General features: G+C 51.9%; 14 protein-coding genes and 5 pseudogenes. 9 read left to right on the forward strand and 10 right to left on the reverse strand.

Annotated features, from left to right (window positions below):
• Window positions 1–85 precede the first annotated feature (85 nt).
• Window positions 86–319 carry a hypothetical protein gene (locus tag JCM25354_RS11525; protein WP_025886131.1) on the reverse strand — a complete coding sequence of 78 codons (234 nt, stop codon included), beginning with the start codon at window positions 317–319 and terminating at the stop codon, window positions 86–88.
• A gap of 301 nt (window positions 320–620) precedes the next feature.
• Between JCM25354_RS11525 and JCM25354_RS20755 the strand changes: the two are divergent.
• The 4 genes and pseudogenes from JCM25354_RS20755 to JCM25354_RS20760 form a co-directional block, all read left to right on the forward strand.
• Window positions 621–1,207, forward strand: a pseudogene (locus JCM25354_RS20755) (transposase).
• Window positions 1,208–1,616: 409 nt separating this feature from the next.
• Complete coding sequence (locus tag JCM25354_RS11540; protein WP_025886132.1) at window positions 1,617–2,069, forward strand: adenylyltransferase/cytidyltransferase family protein; 453 nt, start codon at window positions 1,617–1,619, stop codon at window positions 2,067–2,069.
• A 20-nt stretch (window positions 2,070–2,089) separates the two neighbouring features.
• Window positions 2,090–3,361 carry a DUF4214 domain-containing protein gene (locus JCM25354_RS11545; RefSeq protein ID WP_025886133.1) on the forward strand — a complete coding sequence of 424 codons (1,272 nt, stop codon included), beginning with the start codon at window positions 2,090–2,092 and terminating at the stop codon, window positions 3,359–3,361.
• Between the two features lie 84 nt (window positions 3,362–3,445).
• Window positions 3,446–4,124, forward strand: a pseudogene (locus JCM25354_RS20760) (winged helix-turn-helix domain-containing protein); the annotation flags it as partial.
• A gap of 300 nt (window positions 4,125–4,424) precedes the next feature.
• On the opposite strand, the gene JCM25354_RS11555 reads toward JCM25354_RS20760, so the two are convergent.
• Complete coding sequence (locus JCM25354_RS11555) at window positions 4,425–6,785, reverse strand: heavy metal translocating P-type ATPase (RefSeq protein ID WP_025886135.1); 2,361 nt, start codon at window positions 6,783–6,785, stop codon at window positions 4,425–4,427.
• A gap of 87 nt (window positions 6,786–6,872) precedes the next feature.
• A complete protein-coding gene (locus JCM25354_RS11560) occupies window positions 6,873–7,088 on the reverse strand; it encodes a heavy-metal-associated domain-containing protein (RefSeq protein WP_025886136.1) in 216 nt (71 codons plus the stop codon).
• 108 nt (window positions 7,089–7,196) lie between these two features.
• Here JCM25354_RS11560 and JCM25354_RS11565 point away from each other — a divergent pair, with 108 nt between their 5' ends.
• The 5 genes and pseudogenes from JCM25354_RS11565 to pstS all read left to right on the forward strand — a co-directional run bounded on the left by JCM25354_RS11565 (window position 7,197) and on the right by pstS (window position 13,507).
• On the forward strand, window positions 7,197–7,574 hold the full coding sequence (locus tag JCM25354_RS11565) for a hypothetical protein (protein WP_025886137.1): 378 nt from the start codon (window positions 7,197–7,199) through the stop codon (window positions 7,572–7,574).
• 62 nt (window positions 7,575–7,636) lie between these two features.
• Window positions 7,637–9,427: a copper resistance system multicopper oxidase gene (locus JCM25354_RS11570; RefSeq protein ID WP_025886138.1), complete on the forward strand. Its 1,791-nt coding sequence runs from the start codon at window positions 7,637–7,639 to the stop codon at window positions 9,425–9,427.
• Window positions 9,428–9,453: 26 nt separating this feature from the next.
• Window positions 9,454–10,190: pseudogene (locus tag JCM25354_RS18500) on the forward strand (copper resistance protein B).
• Window positions 10,191–10,705: 515 nt separating this feature from the next.
• A complete protein-coding gene (locus JCM25354_RS11585) occupies window positions 10,706–12,283 on the forward strand; it encodes a carbohydrate porin (RefSeq protein WP_025886139.1) in 1,578 nt (525 codons plus the stop codon).
• Between the two features lie 216 nt (window positions 12,284–12,499).
• Window positions 12,500–13,507 carry a phosphate ABC transporter substrate-binding protein PstS gene (gene pstS, locus JCM25354_RS11590; protein ID WP_025886140.1) on the forward strand — a complete coding sequence of 336 codons (1,008 nt, stop codon included), beginning with the start codon at window positions 12,500–12,502 and terminating at the stop codon, window positions 13,505–13,507.
• 76 nt (window positions 13,508–13,583) lie between these two features.
• Here the strand turns inward: pstS and JCM25354_RS11595 are convergent, their stop codons facing one another.
• From JCM25354_RS11595 to JCM25354_RS18520, 7 genes and pseudogenes are all read right to left on the reverse strand, one after another.
• A complete protein-coding gene (locus JCM25354_RS11595) occupies window positions 13,584–14,243 on the reverse strand; it encodes a response regulator transcription factor (RefSeq protein WP_025886141.1) in 660 nt (219 codons plus the stop codon).
• Between the two features lie 2 nt (window positions 14,244–14,245).
• Entirely contained in the window at window positions 14,246–14,680 is a 435-nt protein-coding gene (locus tag JCM25354_RS22635; RefSeq protein WP_051537376.1) for a sensor histidine kinase, read from the reverse strand.
• 68 nt (window positions 14,681–14,748) lie between these two features.
• A pseudogene (locus JCM25354_RS23505) lies at window positions 14,749–15,411 on the reverse strand (histidine kinase dimerization/phospho-acceptor domain-containing protein); the annotation flags it as partial.
• Window positions 15,320–17,491, reverse strand: a complete 2,172-nt coding sequence (locus JCM25354_RS11605; RefSeq protein ID WP_148301503.1) for a TonB-dependent receptor — start codon at window positions 17,489–17,491, stop codon at window positions 15,320–15,322. The gene JCM25354_RS11605 and the pseudogene JCM25354_RS23505, both read right to left, overlap by 92 nt.
• Window positions 17,492–18,164: 673 nt before the next feature.
• A complete protein-coding gene (locus JCM25354_RS18510) occupies window positions 18,165–19,502 on the reverse strand; it encodes an MFS transporter (protein WP_025886143.1) in 1,338 nt (445 codons plus the stop codon).
• 201 nt (window positions 19,503–19,703) lie between these two features.
• Window positions 19,704–21,834: pseudogene (locus tag JCM25354_RS18515) on the reverse strand (TonB-dependent receptor).
• A gap of 96 nt (window positions 21,835–21,930) precedes the next feature.
• The gene (locus JCM25354_RS18520) at window positions 21,931–22,341 is read right to left on the reverse strand and encodes a hypothetical protein (RefSeq protein WP_035447617.1); all 411 of its coding nucleotides are present in this window, start codon (window positions 22,339–22,341) and stop codon (window positions 21,931–21,933) included.
• Between the last annotated feature and the right edge of the window lie 56 nt (window positions 22,342–22,397).

Raw genomic sequence — 22,397 nt, forward strand, 5'->3', positions numbered from 1 at the left:
CAGGCAAACAGCATGGTTTTTCCGGTAATAATCATGGCAGATGAACCCGAAAACCAATGATCTGGGCCGTGGGTCCAGATTTTCGTCATTCCCAGGAAGCAGGGGTAGAGGACGAACATTTCTCAAGAATGAGGGCTGGTTTATCATTTGAGAGCGTATGACCATGCTCAATATAGACATGACCATCCCTGCCTACAGCAGTTACGGTACGAAGACGGCCACCCACCAACTCGACTTTGACGTTCATCTGGGGGTGCCCCGTCGTGATAATACTGAAAGTCAGGGAATGTGTATCGAGTTGATGCGCGTCACGAACCATATCTCTTATCCATATCGTTCGACCATCAAATGTAACGGTATGATAAACCCCGTCGGGAGAGATATCACAAGCAGTTCGGAGATTTACCAATGATGCCAGCTTCTGACAATCAGGAGACCAAATTCCCAATTAGATCTACATTATTGAAAACAGATAATAGATCAGAAACTGTCACGGAGAAGTACCCAACGCTTATTGAAAATCAATTTACTATAAACGTTGTTATCATATGATGCCCTAGGCTCAGGACTGATTGATTTGGGTGGGTAGATCTGTTTCAGGCTTTGCAAGGAGACTGAAGATGAGCGACCTGTACTGGCTGACGGACGAGCAGATGGCGCGTCTGGAGCGCTTTTCCATGGGGCCATGGCAGGCCGCGCGTTGATGACCGGCGTGTATTGAGCGGGATCATCTTCGTGAACCGCAACGGGCTGCGCTGGCGGGATGCTCCGCAAGAGTGTAGCTCGCATAAGACGCTCTACAATCGCTGGAAACGTTGAGGCGGCATGGGGATCTTTGCCCGGATGATGGATGGTCTGGCGACCGGCAGACTGGATTACCAGACGATCATGATGGACGCGACCCACCTGAATGCGCACCGCAAGATGGCTCCTGGCTGATCGCGGCTATGATACCAACTGGTTCAGGGACAGGCTGGAGGAAACGGGGATCAGACCCTGCATTCCAGGCCGGAGATCCCGCACGACGCCCGTGAATTACGACAAACGCCAATACCGGCGCCGCAATTGTATCGAGATCATGTCCGGCCGGCTCAAGGACTGGAGGCGCGTCGCCAAACGCTACGACAGATGCCCGACCGTCTTCTTCTCAGCCGTCTGCCTCGCCGCTACCGTCATGTTCCGGCTATGTGTCCTGAGCCTAGGGTAATCTAACCTTGCCAGGTTCAACCAAACTTTATCAAATAATAAATAAATATTATCACTGATATTAAATATACTTATTTAGTATTGATGATAATACGAATAATTTCCAATGTCATATTTAGAGTTAATGATATGTTTGTTTTAATCTTGGATCGTCCTGTCAGCTTATGGTTATTGTAGGTATTGATCTGGATCATTCCCGGTCCGAATAGATCGCAGACCCCTATGTAACCCAACATTATATTTCACAGAAGCATTGTGTGTTTTTCGAGACCAAAAAATCTTCTTGGGCCAGTCGGTACCTTAAATGATTTGTCTGATAAAATAATCTTTTTGTATTTCCGTTTTGTGAAAGTTTTGTGATATAAAAATTTCAAAGATCTGCCAATCCCACAGTTAAAGGATATTGCTGAATGGTTACAGTTGTTACTTATGGTACCTTTGATCTTTTCCATGTAGGTCACGTTCGCCTACTTAAGCGAGCGAAAATGCTCGGGGACCGCCTTTTGGTGGGAGTATCAACTGATGAGTTCAATAAAAAGAAAAATAAAAAATCTGTAAATTCATTTGAGGAACGCTGTGAAATACTTTCGTCTTGTCAGTACGTTGATGGTACCTTTCCGGAAACAGATTGGGAGCAAAAAAGAATTGATATAACTAAGTATAATATTAATATTTTTACTATGGGTGATGACTGGGTAGGTGAGTTCGATTTTCTTGCAGATATATGTCAAGTTATGTATTTGCCTAGAACAGAAGGAATATCGACAACCTTCTTGAAAAACAATATTGCGACAAACTTTTCATATTCTATTGAGAACTCTTTTCATGAAAAAGCAATAGACAAAGTAATAGCAAATTATTAATTTTATTTCGAGAGATTATCATGAAAAAAAATTCTGATTCTATTGACCTTATATTCTTCGCTGCGGAAGAGAAAGATCTCATGAGCCTTCGCCCCATCTGGGAAGAGGCTTGCATAATAAAAAATGATGCCCAATTAATTTTGATCTCCAAAGAAAGTAAAGATTGCGTAAAAGAATTAGAAACATTAATTACCTCTAAATTTCCTGTAATAGTGTGTGCATCTCCAGGTAGAAGTGTAGAGATGTTAAATATTATTCGCCCACGCTGGAGCTATATTCTTATAGGAGTAGAGCACGGTATATCTCCATTCAAATCGTTTACTCATAGTGAAGCATTTCTTACGTATGATTATTATTTCGCTCCAAGCCTAATGTGGCTTGAGCGTCTTCAGCGCCTCTATCCCGAAGAAAAATTAAAATTTCGTCTTGGTGATTATCCTAAGGCAAGAGAATTTCAGAGTATTGAGAATGACACATCAGATGATATTGTCGATCTGAATATTGTTGTTATTTTCTCTTGGGGCCTACGCAGAGAGGCAATAATCACTCTTCCTGATATGGAAAACATAACTTACCTTCTGCATCCATCTCAGACCGAACTTAATATTGATAATTTTTTTAATAAAGCAAAGATAATAAAGTCCAATGATATCGTAACAAAAGAGATTTTGGGTAATGCGAATCTGGTTTTCGGAGATTTGTCATCTCTAACATTCGAAATTGCACCTCACAGAAAAACATACTTGTTTATTGAACGTGAATTTTATATCGAAAATTATGATATATCCAATGATATCATGGATCGAAATTCGGAAAATTTTGGAAAAGCTCCAGCATCTGATTACCAAATTGATCAAGCATTTGTAGTAAGTAAAGAAGATCTTATCAGATCTTTGGAAAACGGAGCTCCACCAGAAAACAATCGACCACTCGATCAGGAAACAAAATTGCTTCCTGCTATAAACAAGGATAACAATATAAAAAGTTCTTTATCTATAGTTGATATAGTCAGAGAAAATGAGGAAAAATTGAAAGGGTCCTCAATTCAGGACTACCGGGTGTCTAGCATAACATTTATACATGATGCATATCAAAAAATACTTGGAAGAGCTCCAGATCCAGGAGGAATCAAGCATTACGTGGAATTTTTGTCAAAGACGAATCAGCCTCTGCTTGTAGCAGCACTAAGTATTATGTTGGATCTGGCAAAGAGCAAAGAAGCAAAGCAGTATGGAGAAATATTAGATAGAACATGGCCTATCATTGACTTTAGCCCCTTCAACTCGCGTTAAATATTAACCCCTTCATCACTGGCATTAATAAGAAACCTTGACATTGTGATTTACAGGATGCCGAACCGGGCGGGAGGCATCCGAATGGGCGGGGCATTAGTGTTGCGTGAGGATTACGATGCGGCGGTACTGCGTGCTCTGGCGCTGGCGCCGATCTAGGATGTGCTTCACGCGGAGACGCGGTACGACTGGCAGGGACAGATCGGCAGATTGTGCGGGACTAGGTGGTGCGTTTCAACGCCGAGGGCCCTGATGGCGTGCGGGATCATCATGGGGCGGTGTCGTTACCCGCCTGACACCAGCCATGTTGGAAGCCTGATGCGCCCGATCGAGGACGACCCGATCGCTGCCGTGCATGGGATGGTGCGCTGGCGGCGGGCTGATCTGGGGCAATGACTTTATGAGCAATTCGGCGTCTTTCTTTCGCGCAGCCAGCTGAGCGCTGTTATCGGGGGCCTCGATTTCCGCCTTCTGACGGGACGTCCCCGGCACCATGCCTAGGATCCCGAGGCCTAGAACCTTTTTAAAAGCTTCCCCGACGTCATAGCCGGGATGCCGGGCCCGGCATTCCGGCAAGGCCATCGAACTCTGGTGGGGCGACGAGGCGAGGATCGGTCAGAAAACGAAGCTGACGCGTCGCTGGGCCAGGTGCGGCACCCGTCCATGCGTGCCTGCTGATCAGCGCACACGTTCGGCCTAGATTTTCGGAGTGATCTGTCCGGCGCTGGGCACATGGGCTTTAACAAACAGGAGTTGGTATAACGACGTTATGAAGACAGGCATCATTCCCTCGGTCGTTATGCGATGATGCGCGTTGCCGGTAATACGGACAATCTTGAACTAGAATCCCTCTATCTTTATCGCAACTGGCTGCCGCAAAGCGGCGAAGAAGTCAGGGATTTTCCGCTATATTGTTAGAGGATCAAATTTCTCTAGGATGTTCCGGAATACGAAGTCGTAGCAGAGCTTTTTCCGCTCCTGAAATAGTTAGAAAAACACAATTATAAATTTATTATAGTATTTGTTTTACAAATCATAGCTATTTGATGTCTATTTTTATCTATTAAGTATTGCGTCGGGACCGCCAGCGGTTGAGTAGCAGTGAATTACTCACGACCGAAACAGAGCTGAGCGCCATGGCTCCGCCTGCAATAGCAGGACTGAGGAACCCGCAGGCAGCGAGGGGGATTGCTGCAAGATTGTAGCCGAAAGCAAAGAAAAGATTTTGTTTTATCTTTCTTACGGTCGCACGTGAGAGCGAAAGCGCATCCTGAATGGCACGCAAGTCCGGGCTCATCAGTACCAGATCAGCCGTTTCCATAGCGGCTGCTGATCCTGACCCTATCGCAATGCTGATATCAGCCGCAGCAAGCGCAGGTGCGTCATTGATCCCGTCACCTGTCATCCCGACTACCTGTCCGGGTCCACGCAATGCTTCTATGGCCGCGACCTTTCCCTCCGGGCGAAGTCTGGCAGAGACCTGATTGATACCTGCTTGTGACGCGATTGAATCGGCTGCTTCCTGACTATCACCCGTAAGCATCACGGACCGGATATCCTGTTCGTGCAACCAACTGATCATGGCCTTGGCTTCAGGGCGCATCTGGTCAGCAAGCGTGATTGTCCCGAGAAAAACATCATTCCGTGCTACAAGAGCCTGCGTAACGGCTCCATGTGGTAGAGTGGCCTGACTCAGCCCGATGCTCTCCTCTCGCAGATAATCCTGCGTGCCGATCAGGTAGCGATCACTTCCCTGCCAGGCTTCAATTCCCTTGCCTGGCACAGCGCGGAAACGCTCCAGCTGCATTGAACGCCCTATATCTCGTGCCCTCGCTTCCTCAACGATTGCCCGGCCAAGCGGATGTTCGGAATTTGCCTCCAATGCGGCAGCAATCGTCAGCAGCTCTTCGGTTGTCAGGCCAGAAGCTGGCACGATGTCACACACAGCTGGTGCGCCGAGTGTAATGGTACCTGTCTTGTCAAATGCCAGCACAGTCAGGCGGCAGGCTCTTTCCAGTGCTTCGGCGTTACGGAAGAGAATGCCGGCAGAGGCCGCCTTGCCGGTACCCACCATGAGGGCGGTAGGTGTTGCGAGTCCGAGTGAACATGGGCAGGCAATAACCAGCACTGATATAGCGGAAACAAGGCTCCAGCCTGCACTGGCTGTTACATACCATCCGATCACGAAGGTCAGTAATGCGATAACGATGATGGCTGGAACGAAAATTGCCGATACCTGGTCAGCCAGCCTCTGTATCGGTGCCTTGGAACCCTGAGCCCGTGAAACCAGCGCCACGATACGCGCCAGCGCTGTTTCACTTCCCAGAGCGGTCGCACGAGCGCGTAATACACCTGTCGTATTCAGGGTTCCTGCATAGACTGTATCGCCTGTGCGGCGAAACACGGGGGTGGCCTCACCAGTCAGCATGGATTCATTGATCTCGGTTTCGCCATCAATAACTTCACCATCGACCGGCACGACCTCACCGGGTTTAAGCAGAAACACATCTCCCGGTCTCAGCGAAGCAACCGGACAAATGACAATCTGCTCTCCTTCGACACGATTGGCTGTTTCCGGTCTGAGACCGAGTAGCGCCTCCAGACCAGAAGCCGCCTTGCGCCGTGCGCGCTCTTCTAGCAGGCGCCCGACAGAGACCAGAAAGATAACAAAGGCACCGGCCTCAAAATAGACAGGCTGATCCAGATCAAAGAGCGTAACAGAAAGGCTGAAGCCATAGGCAATGCTCGTCCCGAGACAGACAAGCACGTTCATGTTGGCCGATCCCGTGCGCAGAGCATGCCATGCACTGCGATAGAAGTGACGGGCCGAGTAGAATTGTATAACCGACGCGCAGAAACACTGTAACCAGAGCGGAACCAGAGCGTGCCTCCCGAAGGCCATGCCGGTCATCTCGACAACAAACGGCAAGCAGAAAACAGCTGCCACGACGAGATCAACCAGTGCCCGACGATGCTCGGAGGGAGCCTTCAGGGTTTTCTGCTGCTCCTGCAGGAGCACCGCCGAGAAACCAGCCTTTTCAACTGATCTGATAAGATCTGAATCAGTGATTGTCCCGGACAGGCTCTGGATATGTGCCTGCCCGGTTGCCAGATTAACAGATGCAGTTACACCGGGAAGACGGTTGAGTATTTTCTCGATACGCGTTGAACATGCGGCGCAACTCATGCCGGTTATTTCGAGCGCAGTTTCGCGATGCGCCAGACCAAAACCGGTCTTTTCCACGATTTTCTCTATGGCAGCCAGGTCGGGAGCATCCGAAGCTCGCCTGATGACGGCGCGCGACGAAGCGAAATTAACACTGGCTTCGAGGTCCATCTGGCGATTGAGCATTTTCTCAAGTCTGGCTGCGCACGCTGCACAGCTCATGCCGGTCACTTCGAGATCGAAAATCTGGACAGACATGAGCCTCGGTTCCTGATATCCGTTAGATTGCGATACTATTGCAGGCTGAGATCTGTTTTCATCCGGAACTCCCAGCCCGGTGGCGTCTCAGCAGCGGACGACGTCGAAACCGGTTTCTTCGATGACTGTCTCGATCGCGCTTCTCGGTACCGGTTTCGTACCACAGGTTACATCGACCGCACCGGTCTCATGACTGGCACTGACGCTCTCCACGCCCGGAATTTCCGACAGGTTCTTTTGCAGCTTGCTGGAGCAGCCGCCACAGGACATACCTTCTACCTTGAAATGCAATACGTCACTCATGATGTTTTTCTCCACTGGCCCATGAGAGCCAATAGTTAGGCATCAAAGCTGTTGCAATCAACTCGCAGCTCTGAGACAGTGGGGAAGTTTCACAACCATAAGGGGCTCATGCTGAGGTCGCGTCGTTATTTTGTGATCGTTCTTCTTACGACGTTCTGCCTTGCTCTGCGCGGCATTCTGCCCGCACAGGCAGCGCGTTCTGCATGCGATCACAATCATGCCGTCCCGCAACAAGTCAGTATGGTCGGTTCAAACTGTATGACGCATGAGAAGATACCTGTGCATCATACTACGCATGAGCATGGCTGTAGTGGCTGCCTGCCCTCGCCTTCCTGCCTTTCAGGCTTTGCAGCGCCGAGTATCAGCGGACTTGCCACACCGTTTGCAAGTGTTCGCACGGGATTCGAAATAACGCGCAGCTTTGCCCTTGACGGATGCAGATCTCCCCCTGACCCGAGACCGCCCAGAAATTACCTGACGCTCTGACCTCCCATGGCCGCAGCATGTCTGCCAGGCCATGTCCTGTTCATCCGCTCAGGATCCGTTTCATGAATACACGTCCCCGTCATGGGGCCACACTCTCCCGCAGGCATTTTGTCACGGGATTGGGTGGCCTCGGCCTTGTGGCCTGCACCAAAGCAGAGCCAGATACCCGCCTTTCTTCCCTGGTAGAGGCTTCAGCCATACCACCCGTTGCGTCATCCCGGCATACGCTGACCATCGAAACCCGTCCTTGGGTCATCGGTTCACGCGAGAGCAAGGGATATACTGTCAATGGCAGTGTCCCGGCGCCAACACTACGCTGGCGCGAAGGCGATGACATGATGATCGAGGTCATCAACAGGCTTGATACGCAGACATCAATTCACTGGCATGGCATTCGTCTGCCGGCTGATATGGATGGCGTGCCCGGCGTAAGCTTTGCCGGCATACCGGCAAAGGGCAGCTTTACCTATCGTTTCCCGCTTCGGCAGTCAGGGACCTACTGGTATCATAGCCATTCAGGGATGCAGGAAGCACAGGGGCTTTTCGGTGCGATTGTGATCGATCCCAGAGATGCCCCGACCCGCCCATACGACTGTGCCCGGGATTATGTCATGGTGCTGTCAGACTGGAGCGATGTCGCCCCGCATGACATCATAAGCAATCTCAAACAGCAGGACGATTATTATAATTTTCGCCAGCGCACTGTCGCATCGCTCTTTCATGAAGCCCGACAGAATGGCTTGGGCAATGCGATTGACAACCGGCTCATGTGGTCGCGTATGCGAATGTCTGCAACGGACATCTCTGATGTCAGCGGAGTGATCTACAGCTATCTGATCAATGGCCACTCACCCGATGCTAACTGGACGGCTCTTTTTTCACCAGGCGAAAAGATCCGCCTGAGGGTGATCAATGCCTCGGCCATGACATTATTTGATTTTCGTATCCCGGGTTTGTCCTTCTCCATTATTGCAGCGGATGGTCAGGATGTAGAACCTGTTCCTGTCGACGAATTTCGCATTGCTCCGGCAGAAACCTATGATCTGATCGTACAACCAACAGAGGATCGGGCCTGGACAATTTTTGTGCAGGCTGAAGATCGTACCGGCTATGCGCGCGGCACACTCGCGCCGCGTAAGGGCATGACAGGGCCGATCCCACCCATGGATCCGCGTCCTGTGCGCAGTATGATCGACATGGGTATGGGCCGGATGGAAGCGCAAAGCCCTGGCATGAGCGGCATGAGCGGCATGAGCGGCATGAGCGGCATGACATCATCCCATTCCGCGCCGTCAACCCATGAAAACAGATCTTCTGCGTCTTCCCATCTCGTAGTTGAGGATCCAGGCCCACCTCCTAGAAATGTGGAGAACCAGAATGTCGCCCTGGATCCGGTCAACCGCTTGGCCGAGCCTGGAGATGGACTGGGAAACAATGGTCGCAGGGTTCTGACCTATGCCATGCTCCGCGCATTGAGCCCTGCACCTGACCTGCGTCCGCCGACGCGCGAAATTGTCCTGCATCTGACCGGCAACATGATGCGCTATATCTGGGGGTTCGACGCGAAAAAATTTTCGGAAGCCGATCCGATCCATCTGACACTCAATGAACGTGTCCGCATCACACTCATCAACGATACGATGATGGAACACCCCATTCATCTCCATGGTTTCTGGAGCGAGCTGGAAAACGGCCAGGGTGATAGCCGACCCAACAAGCATACGATCATCTCCCAGCCAGGCTCGAGACTGAGTTATCTCGTAACGGCAGACACACCCGGAATGTGGGCATTTCACTGTCATCTGATCTACCATATGCATCTGGGCATGTTCAGAACGGTGGTGGTGTCATGAGCCGCCTGTCTCTGAAAACCCTAGTCATGGCACTCGCCTCTTTTTTCCTCTGCCAGGCCAAGGCCCAGACTGTCACCACAACAGCTCACGGGACCATGCCGAGCTATATAGATGGCATCATGCCGGTCATGGATCAGGGCATATGGTCCATGGTCTGCTCAACCAGTTTGAAGGGCGCGTGGCGGGAGCAAATTCCACCTTCCGATGGGATGGTGAAGCCTGGGTCGGAGGGGATTATAACCGGCTTTGGCTGCGTTCCGAGGGTAGCCTGACAAGGGGACGCATGAGCGACGGTGTTCAGGAGTTTCTTTATAGTCGGTCTGTCTCGACCTATTTCGACATTCAGGGTGGCGTACGCGTCGATCTCGATAGTGGACCAACCAGAACCTGGGGGGCATTCGGGATACAGGGGCTGGCCCTCTATCAGTTTGAAGTTCAGGCAACGGCTTATGTCAGTGATCGTGGACGATTTGCCGGTCGTTTTCAGGGATCTTACGATATACCGATTACGAACCGTCTGATCCTGCAGCCTCAGATAGAGCTTAATCTCTATTCGAAAGCCGATAGGCTCCGCGGGAATGGCGCCGGCTTATCCGAAATTGATACCGGATTGAGACTGCGTTACGAATTCTGGCGCAAATTTGCCCCCTATATCGCTCTTACATATGGGGGTGCGTTAGAACAGGCGCGCCGCTTTGCGCGTGAGCAGAATGAAAGCGCTGGTAATCTGCGCCTGACATTCGGAGTCAGAAGCTGGTTCTGAGGGGATGATTCGCTATCTGCTGCGGCGTGGGGATATATACCCACGCCCCAAGACACAAATGACGGAATTTCTCCCGTAATGCAGCGACATCTGAGTACTCGGTACTCCTGCCAGCGATTCTCGTACTCTCAGGCACTTCCGAATTTTCAGGCGTCCCCGGAAGACAAAATTTGTAAAAAAAATCATCACCAAAAATCGTCAACCTGTTACGATCGACATTCTCATATAGTTAAAAACTATCAGGTTTCCATGTCTTCAGGGGTACGGGACAATGGTATATTCGGTTTTGTACCAGCCAAAACCGTTAACATAATACAACAAATACCTAACGGTTTTTTCGATTTATATAAATAATCAGTGTGACATTTTGTGTTGCGCAAAAATCACTCAAGCAAACCCAAATGGTGGGTCCGCAGCGTTAAATGTCAATCCCCTTGTCATAAAATGAAATATCGGTAGGACGAAGCTGATCAGCCCTCAAGGGCCAACTCTCAGACCAGAGAATGCGGACAAACATGCCTGTTTCAAGAAGTCGAGGGCTTCGTTCTCTCTGGGTCGCCGGAACGTTGCTGGGAAGCTGCTTTCTGGGGGCTCAGGCCTATGCCGAAGATGCAAGCCAGCAAACGAGTTCCAGTAACGAGACAGCGGCAACGCTTGATCCAACCGAAAAACAATCCCCGACAAACATTCAGCCGGGATCAGCCAAAGACAGTCCGGCCAGTTTGTTCGGTAGTCCTTATGATCGGTCCCAACCCACTCTGGGTACGGTACGTCATCCTTTCATTCCTGTCCCCGGGGACGAAGCCCTGCTTCCCAAAAGCTTCTCGGACTGGCTGAAGCAACCCACAATGACAGGTGACTGGGGAGGATTGCGTACGAAACTGCAGAATATGGGTATCACCCCTCAGGGTCATTATCTGCAGGATAGTGCCGGCAACCCAGTAGGTGGAAAAACCCAGGTTGTGCGGTATGCGCATGAGGTCGGTATCGGGGCAGACGTTAATTTCGCCCAGTTGACCGGCCATAATTACGGCATGTTCCATATTCTGCTGACAGAACGTGCTGGTCTGGGTATTGGTCAAAAGCTGTCTACTCTTAACAGCCCGCAGCAGATCTTCGGCTCTGGTGAGACGATCCGTTTTACCCGCCTCTCATGGGAAATGCAGTGGAACCGCTATGCGGATACCGAGATAGGCTGGATCAACACCGAAAACGATTTCGGTCAGTCCACCATGCACTGGGGCATGAGCCTTTACTGCCAGTTTGAGTCAAATGCGATCTGCGGTATGCCGCAGGCTCTGGCAAGCAATTCCGGCTATGGCTATTACCCGACCGCGCATCCGGGCGCCTTTCTCAAACTCTATCCCTTCGGCGACGAACGTATGCTGGTCTCAGCCGGCATCTATAACGTTGATCCGACCATTTCCAATACGGGTTACGCCTGGAAACTCGGGCTACACAATTCAACGGGTGCCTACCTGCCCTTCCAGGTCGGCTACCATTTTGGCGGCACTGACAGCGCTGGGCGATTGCCGACCAACGTCAAGTTCGGCGGGTACTGGGATACGTCCGAGGTCAAGAACGTCTACTCACAGCTTGCAGGGTTTGAGCTGCCCAACGCTGTGCTCGGCACATTACCCATCGAAAAAGTACGTGGCCGTTACGGCGGGTGGTTCATGGCCGACCAGATGCTTCAGCGTGACAAAGGCGATTCATCGCGTTCCACAGTGGCGTTCCTCTCCTTCACATGGGGTGATCCACGCACGGCAATTGCGCCTTACTTCATCACCTGGGGTATTGTGCGCAAAGGGACATTCTGGAATCGTCCGAACGATACAATCAGCCTTGGTGGCAAATTCAATTTCGTAAACCCAAAACTCGGTTCCTATGTCAGTGCCTTGCAGGCACAGCAGGGAGGCGATACGGGCCTGCTGAAACCCAGCGGCGAACACGCTGGCGAACTCAATTACGGCTGGCGTCCCACACCCTGGCTGACCATCCGTCCCGGCCTTCAATATATCTGGCATCCAGGCGGTACCAACCGTTACAAGAATGCCTTGCTACTTGATCTGGAGACCGGGGTTACTTTCTGATTTTCTTCTTTCACGCGACAGATGCCCCCTTTCCTGAGGGGGTCTTCTCTGTGTCTGATTACGAAGATCAGTAATCAGAGTACTATGCGAAATCAGCACGTTCAGACCTGTTCAGAACCAGACAGCGTTTCACAAAACTATCATCTTATTTGTGTATCTTTCCATTTCAGCGACCGATAGGTAAGGCCGGTCATCCAGATCTGTCGAGGTCACACAATGCAGCTTTCGCGTATTTTCGGTGCTCTTTCTCTCTCCCTGGCCTTAAGCTGCGGTGTATCGAACGCAGCCACCATCACCGGGGCGGGATCGAGCTTCGCCGCACCGATCTATGGCGCCTGGGGTGAGACGGTACAAAAGGCAATAGGTACGTCAGTCAATTACCAGAGTGTCGGCTCCGGTGCCGGACAGAATCAGGCAATAGCGCGCACAGTCGATTTCGGCGCATCTGACAAGCCTATGCAAGCAGCCAAGCTGGAGAGCAACAAGCTCTATCAGTTTCCTACGGTCATGGGTGGGATTGTTGTGATCGTGAATGTGCCCGGGATCGAGCCCGGAAAACTCAGACTTGACGGCCCGACCATCGCGGGTCTGTACGATGGCACGATCTCGACCTGGAACGACCCTCGTATCGCAGCACTGAATCCGGGCCTCAAACTGCCTGATTCTGACGTTGCTCCAATCCACCGTGCCGATGCTTCCGGAACAAGCTTCGTATTTACCTCCTATCTTTCCAAGGTCTCCGATACATGGAAAGGCAAGTTCGGTGCCGGTACTTCCATTGCCTGGGCAGGCGGTGCCGGCGCCCGGGGCAATGATGGTGTTGCGGCCGGTGTAAAGGAATCTGAGGGGGGTATCGGCTATGTTGAATATGCCTATGCCAGCCGCAATCATCTGAATATGGCGCAGCTGCGGGATCATGATGGTGCCTTTATCAGCCCTAGCTCAGCCAGCTTTGCAGCCTCGGCAGCGCATGCCGATTGGACCCATGCCGATCATTATGCTGTTGACCTGCTTGATATCGCTGGCGCCAATGCATGGCCAATCATGAGTGCGACTTTCGTGCTCGTACCGACAGATCCGAAAGATCCTGCACAAAGCAAGGCCGTAAAGGATTTTTTTGGTTATGCGTTGAAGAATGGCAATCCTGATGCCGTAAAGCTTGATTATGTACCTCTACCTCAATCGGTAAAGGATGCCGTGATCAGTGGCTGGCCTAAAAACTGACTCTGTTCATAAAATCACATAATTTCCGGCGTTAACACTGACGGAAAGGGCGCTTGACGCGCCCTTTTGCGTTGCTTCAACCACGCCCAGTCTTATCAAACTCAGGGCATGCACGAAGCCGGTCCAGTTGCCTGACGAGATCAGGTAACGTGGCGGCCTCCATTTTTCGCATCAGATTGGCGCGTCGGACCTTTACCGTAATCTCGCTCAGATCGAGTTCTGCAGCGGTCTGTTTGTTGAGAAAGCCTTCCACCACGCGCAAGGCAACCGCTTTTTCTCCATCAGTCAGCCCCTCCCAGCGTCTCAGAAGAGATGCGTTTTCCTGCCGGACTTTCAGCCGTACCTCATCCTTGGCCAGACCGCGGTTGATGGCATCAAGCAGATCAAGCTCGCGGAAAGGCTTGGTCAGAAACTCTATGGCACCATTCTTCATCGCCTCGACACCCATAGCGATATCTCCGTGTCCGGTGATGAAGATCACGGGAGTCAGCATGTTCTGTTCTCTCAGGCGCCGGTGAAAATCCATCCCGGAGAGACCGGGCATCCTGATGTCGAGAATAAGGCAACAAGGACCATATGGTGCTGTGGCGCGCAAATAGGACTCCGCATCTGGAAAACATCTGACTTTATGACCTACTGACATAAGCAGATCTTCCAGTGCCTGACGGATCGACTCATCATCATCAATAATATCAACACAAGGGTACTGCCCCTGTATCTTGGGAAGGGGTGTCACGATTATCCCTCCTCTTTGCCTGACCGGCTCACTGAAGCCGGTATTCTGAAACAGAATGCTGTACCTTTCTTCTGGTCCTGCATGACCCAGATCTGCCCTTTATTCGCTTCAACGAGATTGCGGCTTATTGCAAGACCGATACCAGTCCCCTCTTCCTTGCTTGTCCAGAATGCTTCGAAAAGATGCGCAGCAAGACCTGGCGGTATACCCACACCATTATCTTCGATCCGACAGCAGGCATGACCTTCCTCCAGCCAGATGCGTGTCTCGATATGACCACCTGCCTGTTTGGTTGCAATGATTGCGTCAATTGCATTGGAAAGCAGATTGCCCGTGATCTGCTGGATCTGGACTGGATCAGCAAAGGCCATGACCGGATCATGCATCTCGACAAAACGATGGGTGATGCCATGCTGATCAAGTCGCCCGCGCAGCATCGCGAGTACTTCGCCGACAGCTGCCCAAGCGAAAAACGTTGCGCTTCTGGAGTACCTCCCTTTGTGAGGGCACGCATACGGGACAGAATGGCAGCTGCGCGCGTTGCATCAGCATCAATCCGCGAAAGCGCATTGCGTGCACGCTCGAAATCGGGGGGTGAAAGGGAGAGCCATCTCTTGCAGGCCTGACTGCTCATCGTGACGGCAGCCAGAGGCTGATTGAGTTCATGTACGATGGACGTGGTCAGTCCACTCAGTGTCTGGGCGGTAGTAATGCGTGCCAGGCGCTCCTGTGTGCTCAGCGCGAGATCTTTGGCAAGAAGCATCCTGAATGAAAGAAAAGCCGTAATAACAATGGCAGCTGTGCTCAGACCCAGATTGATCAAGCCACTTGGTATGTTTCCTCTGACAGTAAAGAAAAAACTCACGCCCGTGAGTGCAAGGCAGATGAGAGTAAGAAGGCCAATATAGCCGCGCCTTATGACCAGTGCGGCATAGAGAATGACAACCGTATACAACACCGGCATTGCGACTTCATAATGGGTCAGCGTATCGGCTACGAAAATGGCAACAATGATCACCACAAGACAGAATGGATGAAAATAGCATGTAAAGCGGTGACCCTGCATGACGCCCTCTTCAGAAACTTGTTCCAAGACTGATGACCATCTGACGCGGTGCAGAACGTTGCATTGTCTGGTAATCTCCTGAGAACGGCGCACCATCGACATTCAGGTTGCCGATCATCTTGCTATTCATGAGATTGTAAACATCAAACCGTGCCGTGACAGGCGGTACCATGCCATGACGCTCGAATTTCCACGACGCAAAAGCGGTCATGTTCCAGTAATTCGGTCCCGTGATATCGTTGGTATAGGAGAACGGGCGGTTGAGATAGACGATATTCGTCGCGCCCACTTCCAGATGCGATATATGGAACAGCGCGCTCGTCTGAAGGCTCAGTTCCGGGTAGCCTGGTTGCGCCTTACCCCTGAGTGCGAATTTTTCATCATCGATAAAAAGATCGCCACCATAACGGAAGCGGCTGACCGAGAGAGACTGACGCAGGGTAAGATGTTGCCCTATTGGCAGGCTTGCAGCGACATCACCACCCCAGATATGAGAGGCGCGTACCGTGCCGACTGTGTTGACCGGGCTGTGAAGCGTTCCAACTGATGCAGACACAAGACGGTTTTCCACCAGGCTGAAATAGCCGTCCCATGAGAGCGTCAGCCAATGTCGTTTCAGATGACCGCCAATCGTCACGGTCGTATCACGTTCAGGCCTGATACGGGCCAGGGCCTGATTGAAGCTTTCCTGGTCTGACGCAGACCATATTGATGCGGAATAGCCGATATTACCTCTGGGAGAGAGACGATAAGCGCTTTGCGTTTGTGCAGCGTCGATGAAGAGATCATCGCTGTTATTGTATCGCCAGAGTACCGATAGATGAGGCAGAAACCCCGCCTGAGATCGCAGCCGCCCATACGGTGCATCATCGACACCTGTACCACCACCATCGGAAACAAAATTCACGGCTTTGAATCCAGCGCCCAGCATCAGGACATCGTTGATTTTCCAGTTATCATGCAGAAAGATCTGTTGGGACGTAGTGTTCCATGTTGAAAGATTGGCCATCTGGAAAGCCGGACCATAAGTAGTAAATGGACCGATCGCCTTGAGTGGCGCACCGTGACCAAGCAGGGGTTCGTTATACCATGCCTGGTTCGCGTCGGAATGCGCCTTCTCCTGCCAGATTCCGGCCGAAAGATGATGACGGCCGATATGATAATCCAGTTCGAAAGACCCCCCGAAGCGCCTCACCCCCGAATGCCAGACCTGTTCGGAGAAGGGCGCGCCGGTTTCGGATGGCGTTGTCGGATCTGATACACTGGCGTTGGTGTAGGTTGTGGCACCGTAAAACACGGCTTTGCCCGTCAGCGCCCTGGATATGCGGAAATCATGAGCAAGTGAACCAATCAGGTCACGTGATACCTGTCCACTGTCATAAGGGGTCAGGGCAGCCCTCTCTGCGCATGTATAGACCCCGCAGGACTCATCTGCATTCTCAGGCAGAGCAGCATGGTAGGCGCTGGCATAATCAGGGTAGCTGTAATCTGAACCGCGCCAGCCAAGCCGGTCAACCATCCCGAACGAGACATCATTATAGCCCCAGATACGCGCATTGGACGCAGAGAAAAAAGCCGAAAATGTTCCCCAGTCTACGTCCTGGGTGGCCTTGACATTGCCACGCACCATATACTGGCTACCAGCGCCCTGGTATTTGTCTTTACTGATACGCTGGAAGCCGGCCATCAGCTTCGGTCCCGAGGTGCCAATCTGACCGCTTTGCCCTACCAGGGTAGTTACAAGCGTATTATTGCTGCCTATACCCTGATTGACAGAAAGCCCGGTTTTGTCTGCAGGAGCAAGCAGATTGTAACGTATCTCACCACCATTATTGCTGTTCGAAAATGTATTCTCTCTGGATGTGCCGGGAGAGACGTAAACCGAGCCGATTGTGTCAGGCACACTGATATTCCCGACATTCGTACCATTCAACGTACCGAAGCTTGTCTCGTTAAGAGGAATGTTCTCAAAAAGAATACCCAGCTCATTCATATGGAAACCGCGCAGAAACAGGCTCGCATCGGACTCATCGAGGCCATAGGCATCTGATGCCGTATACGAGACACCCGGCGCTTGTGACAGAAGCGCAAGGGGGTTCGACCCACTCAGAACATTGCGCCAGTCCGAAGGAGTCAGGATGGTTTCGTTTGGGCGGATGGTATGATGAGGGTTGCGTGCCACCTGTATTATTTCGGCAGTAACTGCTGTTCTGCTTTTCTCTTTCACCTGAGAAGATGTCTTGTTCCCCCGCGTCGTGTCCGATGTCTGGTTTTTCCCGCCTTCCGCGGCGCAGGCAACAGAAGCCGTGGCGGAAAAGAAGGCAAGCGAGATCGAGATCCATCCCACAGAACTGGCGAAGTACCCAGGCGAACGCGAAAAAAAAACTTCGAGAAGCGCGAGGAGATTTATGTTTTTCCGATCGATCATCATACGACCCTCCTGTAAGGGTCGTCCTAATAGACGGAGACGTTGGCAGCCATATTCTCTTTGGTTTCCGGCTAATATACCTTGGTATATTATAAATCATTGCGTGGAGACTTGATAATTATCCGTGGACGCCTCAAAGGCTTTTCATATATTGTGACTATTGTACATAAATCCGGAAAAATTAACAAATAGTATATTTGATCTAGATCAAAACCATATTTCTTGATTTATATCAAACTATACTAATTTTAACGTTATGATTATTTTATAAATATTGACGGCGATACGTTCGGGGCGCATTGTTTCCCCAGTCGCGCGGTCCAGCCTCTTATCAAGGGCCTCGAAGAGCCAGATAAGGGCCAAACCGCCGACACCCTCAGGATAAGGGAGAATTTACCATGAGATGGTGGGGCCCAATACACGAACACTACGCCATGACGGATATGCAATCTCTGGCACTAAGCATCGCAGCGACTGTTGTCATTGTCTCCGCCGCAAGTCTCGGTATCAAAGCCATCAGAAAGCGCCGACTTCGTCTGACGCACGTAAAGACTCTCTGAAACTTATCGGGATCCTGACTGGCCGAGCAGGGGACGCAATCCACTGATGAAGCAGCCAGGCCAACGAACAGAAGCGCAATGGCTACCTGAGGCAAGGTGACTACAGAACCATGAGTAAGGAGCACGCCTCCGAGCAGCCCTCCGGATGAGACCGCCAGGTTCCAGGCTGTGGTGGCCATAGCCTGGGCCACATCAATGGCGTTCCCACCTATATGTGCCATTGCATTCTGTGTCAGCGCGGCAAACCCGCCGGTTGTAACACCCCAGATGAGAATTGCCAGAACTACCGGGATCGGATGAGCAAGACCACAGGCCAGCACCACAAGAGCCGCAGCAAAGATGAGAATGCTGACCGATATCAACGGGCCGAGATGTCGATCAATCAACATCCCTGTAACAACCAGACCTCCAACTGATCCTCCACCGAAAAGCAGAAGAAGTCCATCCACATGGGAACTCAGGCCAGACGGTACGAGAAGCGGCTCGATATAGACGTAAAGCAGGCTATGCGCTGCGACGAAACTGAAGATGAGCGTCAGATTGGCCAGAATCCCTGATATGCGCAGTGTACCGAAAAGGCTGAATCTCACGGTTCCCTGACTTCCAGGAGCATCAGGCAGAACAGCTCCTGACCAGCATAACAGTATGAATGAGAGAACGCCGAGCGTCGCGAAAGCACCTCGCCAACCAATCATCTGCCCGATGAAGGCACTCAGAGGCGCCCCAAGGACAAGAGCAAGGGTCACGCCGGATCCGGCAAGGGCTATGGCGCGCCCCCGCTGCCCCTCCGGGGCAAGCCTGGTTGCATATCCGGCGAACATCGCCCAGACCAGACCGCCGCAGGCACCAGCCATGAAGCGCAGACAAAGCGCCAGTGTGAAACTGCTGACAAGCGCATTGCCTATATTGACCAGTGTGAACCCTACGAGACCAGCAAGGAGCAATCTCTTGCGAGCCATACGGTGGGTAAATGCCGTAGACGGTAACGCTGAGCAAAGGGCTCCCAGGGCAAAAGCCGTGATGAACTGCCCTCCGACAGCCTGTGTAACTCCCAATCCCCTGGAAAGAGCTGACAGCAATCCGGCAGGCATGATTTCGGTCAGAAGCGTGACAAAGGCCGCCAGAGAAAGCAGAACCATGGCCTGAAGAGGCATGCGTTGAGCGGGTACTGCAGCTGTTCGGTACCCATCATCCAGTTCCGTCATTTTCCCTCCTTCATGCCTGCATCTGTTTTAGGAAAAGTGCCCTCTGCCCCCTATTGTCACCGCACGGAACGAATAGTGCTGACAACCAGATTGTCGCGCGCTCCCCCATGATCATTCCATGAACGAACGCGGCCTCAATCAGGCGCGATACTCTATCGGCGTCACGACGCCAAGCCTTGAAGAGCACTCAAAGCCTGAAAATCAGAATGCGGCGGTCAGACTCAGATTGAATGAGCGCCCCAGCCCCGCCAGTGTCCCAGAACCCCGGTCTGTTTATAATCGCCGAGCGACAACCCACCCAAAGGCAGGTAATATTTCTGGTTCATCACGTTCTCGATGCTGGCGTCGAGTGTGAGTTTGCGCCAGCGATAACTCGCGCCCAGCCCTAGCAAGGCATAGCCAGGGGTTCTTGGCTCATTGCGCAGCCAGTCAACAGTCGATTTTTTCTTGACCAGTGTAATATCCATACGACCCGTCAGATTCTGCCAGGTCTCATGCAACCCGATCGTCCCGTTGACCGGCATCTGATGGTAGAGCTGAATGGGTGACGAAATCCTGTCCGCGCACCCAACTGAAGGTGCTGACAACCTTGCCCTGCCCGAAACGCTCTGAATTCCACAGACGGTACTGCCCCGATCCGTTCAGCCCATAACTCTGGGCGTTATGGTTGACGAATTGCAGCAATGACAGTCCGTTGCTCTGGGCACCAACGCGGACAACATTAATATAGCCCTCCGTATAGGTGTAAAACGGCTGAAGCCTCAGGCTCCACCCCTCCCCTTTGATCATGCCATGTCACGGTCATGCTGGCGGTATTGGCAATTTCAGGATGCAGATTCAGATTGCCGACATAACCATTGCCATCACCAAACCATCCGATCATACGCATGGCCATAGTACCCCGCCCCCATGCATACCGTTCGTAAAGGTTAGGAGAGCGCGTCTTGCGTGCATAACCGCCTTCTATCATGAGGCTATCAAGCACATGCCAGCGGGCTGTTGCCGTTACATCGAAATTGGTATCAGTCCGTCCACGAGACGCAGCATTAAAGCGCCTGGCTGCCATGATGTCAGCCATCTGCATCATGCCCGACCAGGAGTAGGGTGCAACCTTGCCGGTATTCATCATGACCAGATCGTTTCTCAATCCAAGTTGTGTCGAGAAACGACGTGTCCATTGAGCATTCCATTCGATGTAATGACCAAGACGATCGCGATGCCCGTTATTGATATTGTGGAATGTGCCGGGCCCCATCATCATGCTTCCCGTCAACGGAGGCCACCAGTCATTGAGCCCGTTATGATCGAAACTGCTGCCGACTTTGATGCTGTGCCGGGTCGAAAGCGGAATAGTCAGATCGATCGCGTAACCCGCCGTCCGGGCATCGGTATTCATGGGCATACCAGTGCTCGCACTGTGCCCGCCCTTGTCGTTCATCATGTTCATGACATGATCAACACGCTGCCAGAAGCCTCTCACATCGAGCGTGGCCCAGCTGAATTCTCCCCGGTATTTACCATTGACGAAGGTTGAGCGGTTATTGGTCATATCCATGTATTGATTGGGGAATCCCTCATACGGGATGTCCTGCTGACCAAATGTCAATGCGAGGAGATGATTGTCTTTTTTCAGCCCGGCCGTGACAGCATGATTGAAAGAAAGATAGCTGGTCGAACGTACCTGGCGCCCATTGCCACCCGTATGATAGTTGCTGGCATGGCTGTAGGAACCGGTATAACGAAGGCTGAATATGTCATTGGCAACCGTTACGGTTCCTGAGGCCCCGGAACCGCCGCCGTTACTGCGATAATCACCCCTTACATGGCCGGTAACGAGAATTTTGCCGCTCTTGGCAAAAAGGGGATCACGCCTTTCGACCTTGACTGTACCACCCGTACTGTCGCCGCCAATACTGACCGATGTTATTCCTGCAACAGCTTCGGCAGTCGAAACACTATCCGGATCGATATAGGACATGGCCGGGTTCATGTGGTTTGGACAAGCTGAGGCAATGCGCACGCCATCCACTATCGTGGCGACGCGATCATCTGCCATGCCGTTCAGCACGGGAAGAGCCGAGATGCCACCGGCAGAATACATACTGTAACCCAGAGCCCCCTTGAGCAGGGAGGCGGTATCCGGCGAATGAATCGCTGTGCGACGGATACCTTCTACCTTGAGATATTCTACCGGGCCATCGTCATCACCCGGTGAGGCGGCTGATATATCCGATGCAGCATGGGCATCAAAAGAAAACAGAAGAGCAAGAACAGAAGTGCATCCGAGCACAAGGCGCGCAAGTGGAAGCGACCCGCCTGAACAAGGCAGCATCATATCAAAATTCCCAATCATTGAATCAGCAGTTTCCCGGTACCCTCATCACCGGGAACACCGGATATGAGGGCGACAGAGGGCGCAGTGATACGATCAGGTCAGTGGTGGAGCATGAGCCGGAGGAAGCAGCCATCTCTTGTCTGGCGGCGCTCGACAGTGATGCAGAGTTACAATCTGGCAGAGGCGTAATGTGCGAGAGAAAAGACTCAGCACAACCGCAGCGAGAATGAAGAAACCCACTTGCAGCAAGGGGCAGAGTGCGCAGGTAGCGTCGTGATGATGGCGCCCGGAACCAGGTTTTTCGTTCCTGTGCGTCATGATCATCGGCATCATCATGCCGGTATCGCAGTCCGGAGTGTCCACTGACGCAGCAATATCGACGCCTGTCAGACGCTCGATCTCAGAACGGGGTGTCTCATCAGGTTGAGCGAGACTTTGAAGCGTGAGTGAAATCAAAAAGGCAATCAATACCGGAAAAGCCACGAAAAGACGTCGTGCAGTCACACCCGCCTTCGTGTCTCGCTGGTATGAAGCAGCCCTTCCGATTGCTCTGTTCCTTC

Origin of the sequence: Asaia prunellae JCM 25354 (assembly GCF_000613885.1) — a bacterium.
Lineage (GTDB): Bacteria > Pseudomonadota > Alphaproteobacteria > Acetobacterales > Acetobacteraceae > Asaia > Asaia prunellae.

Bases quoted from the DNA above. Each gene is read 5' to 3' on its own strand.
- JCM25354_RS11545 (WP_025886133.1), top strand. From the start codon at position 2,090: ATGAAAAAAAATTCTGATTCTATTGACCTTATATTCTTCGCTGCGGAA.
- JCM25354_RS22635 (WP_051537376.1), bottom strand. From the start codon at position 14,680: ATGCTGCGCGGGCGACTTGATCAGCATGGCATCACCCATCGTTTTGTC.
- JCM25354_RS11525 (WP_025886131.1), bottom strand. From the start codon at position 319: ATGGTTCGTGACGCGCATCAACTCGATACACATTCCCTGACTTTCAGT.
- JCM25354_RS11585 (WP_025886139.1), top strand. From the start codon at position 10,706: ATGCCTGTTTCAAGAAGTCGAGGGCTTCGTTCTCTCTGGGTCGCCGGA.
- JCM25354_RS11560 (WP_025886136.1), bottom strand. From the start codon at position 7,088: ATGAGTGACGTATTGCATTTCAAGGTAGAAGGTATGTCCTGTGGCGGC.
- JCM25354_RS11555 (WP_025886135.1), bottom strand. From the start codon at position 6,785: ATGTCTGTCCAGATTTTCGATCTCGAAGTGACCGGCATGAGCTGTGCA.
- pstS (WP_025886140.1), top strand. From the start codon at position 12,500: ATGCAGCTTTCGCGTATTTTCGGTGCTCTTTCTCTCTCCCTGGCCTTA.
- JCM25354_RS11570 (WP_025886138.1), top strand. From the start codon at position 7,637: ATGAATACACGTCCCCGTCATGGGGCCACACTCTCCCGCAGGCATTTT.
- JCM25354_RS11540 (WP_025886132.1), top strand. From the start codon at position 1,617: ATGGTTACAGTTGTTACTTATGGTACCTTTGATCTTTTCCATGTAGGT.
- JCM25354_RS11565 (WP_025886137.1), top strand. From the start codon at position 7,197: ATGCTGAGGTCGCGTCGTTATTTTGTGATCGTTCTTCTTACGACGTTC.
- JCM25354_RS18510 (WP_025886143.1), bottom strand. From the start codon at position 19,502: ATGACGGAACTGGATGATGGGTACCGAACAGCTGCAGTACCCGCTCAA.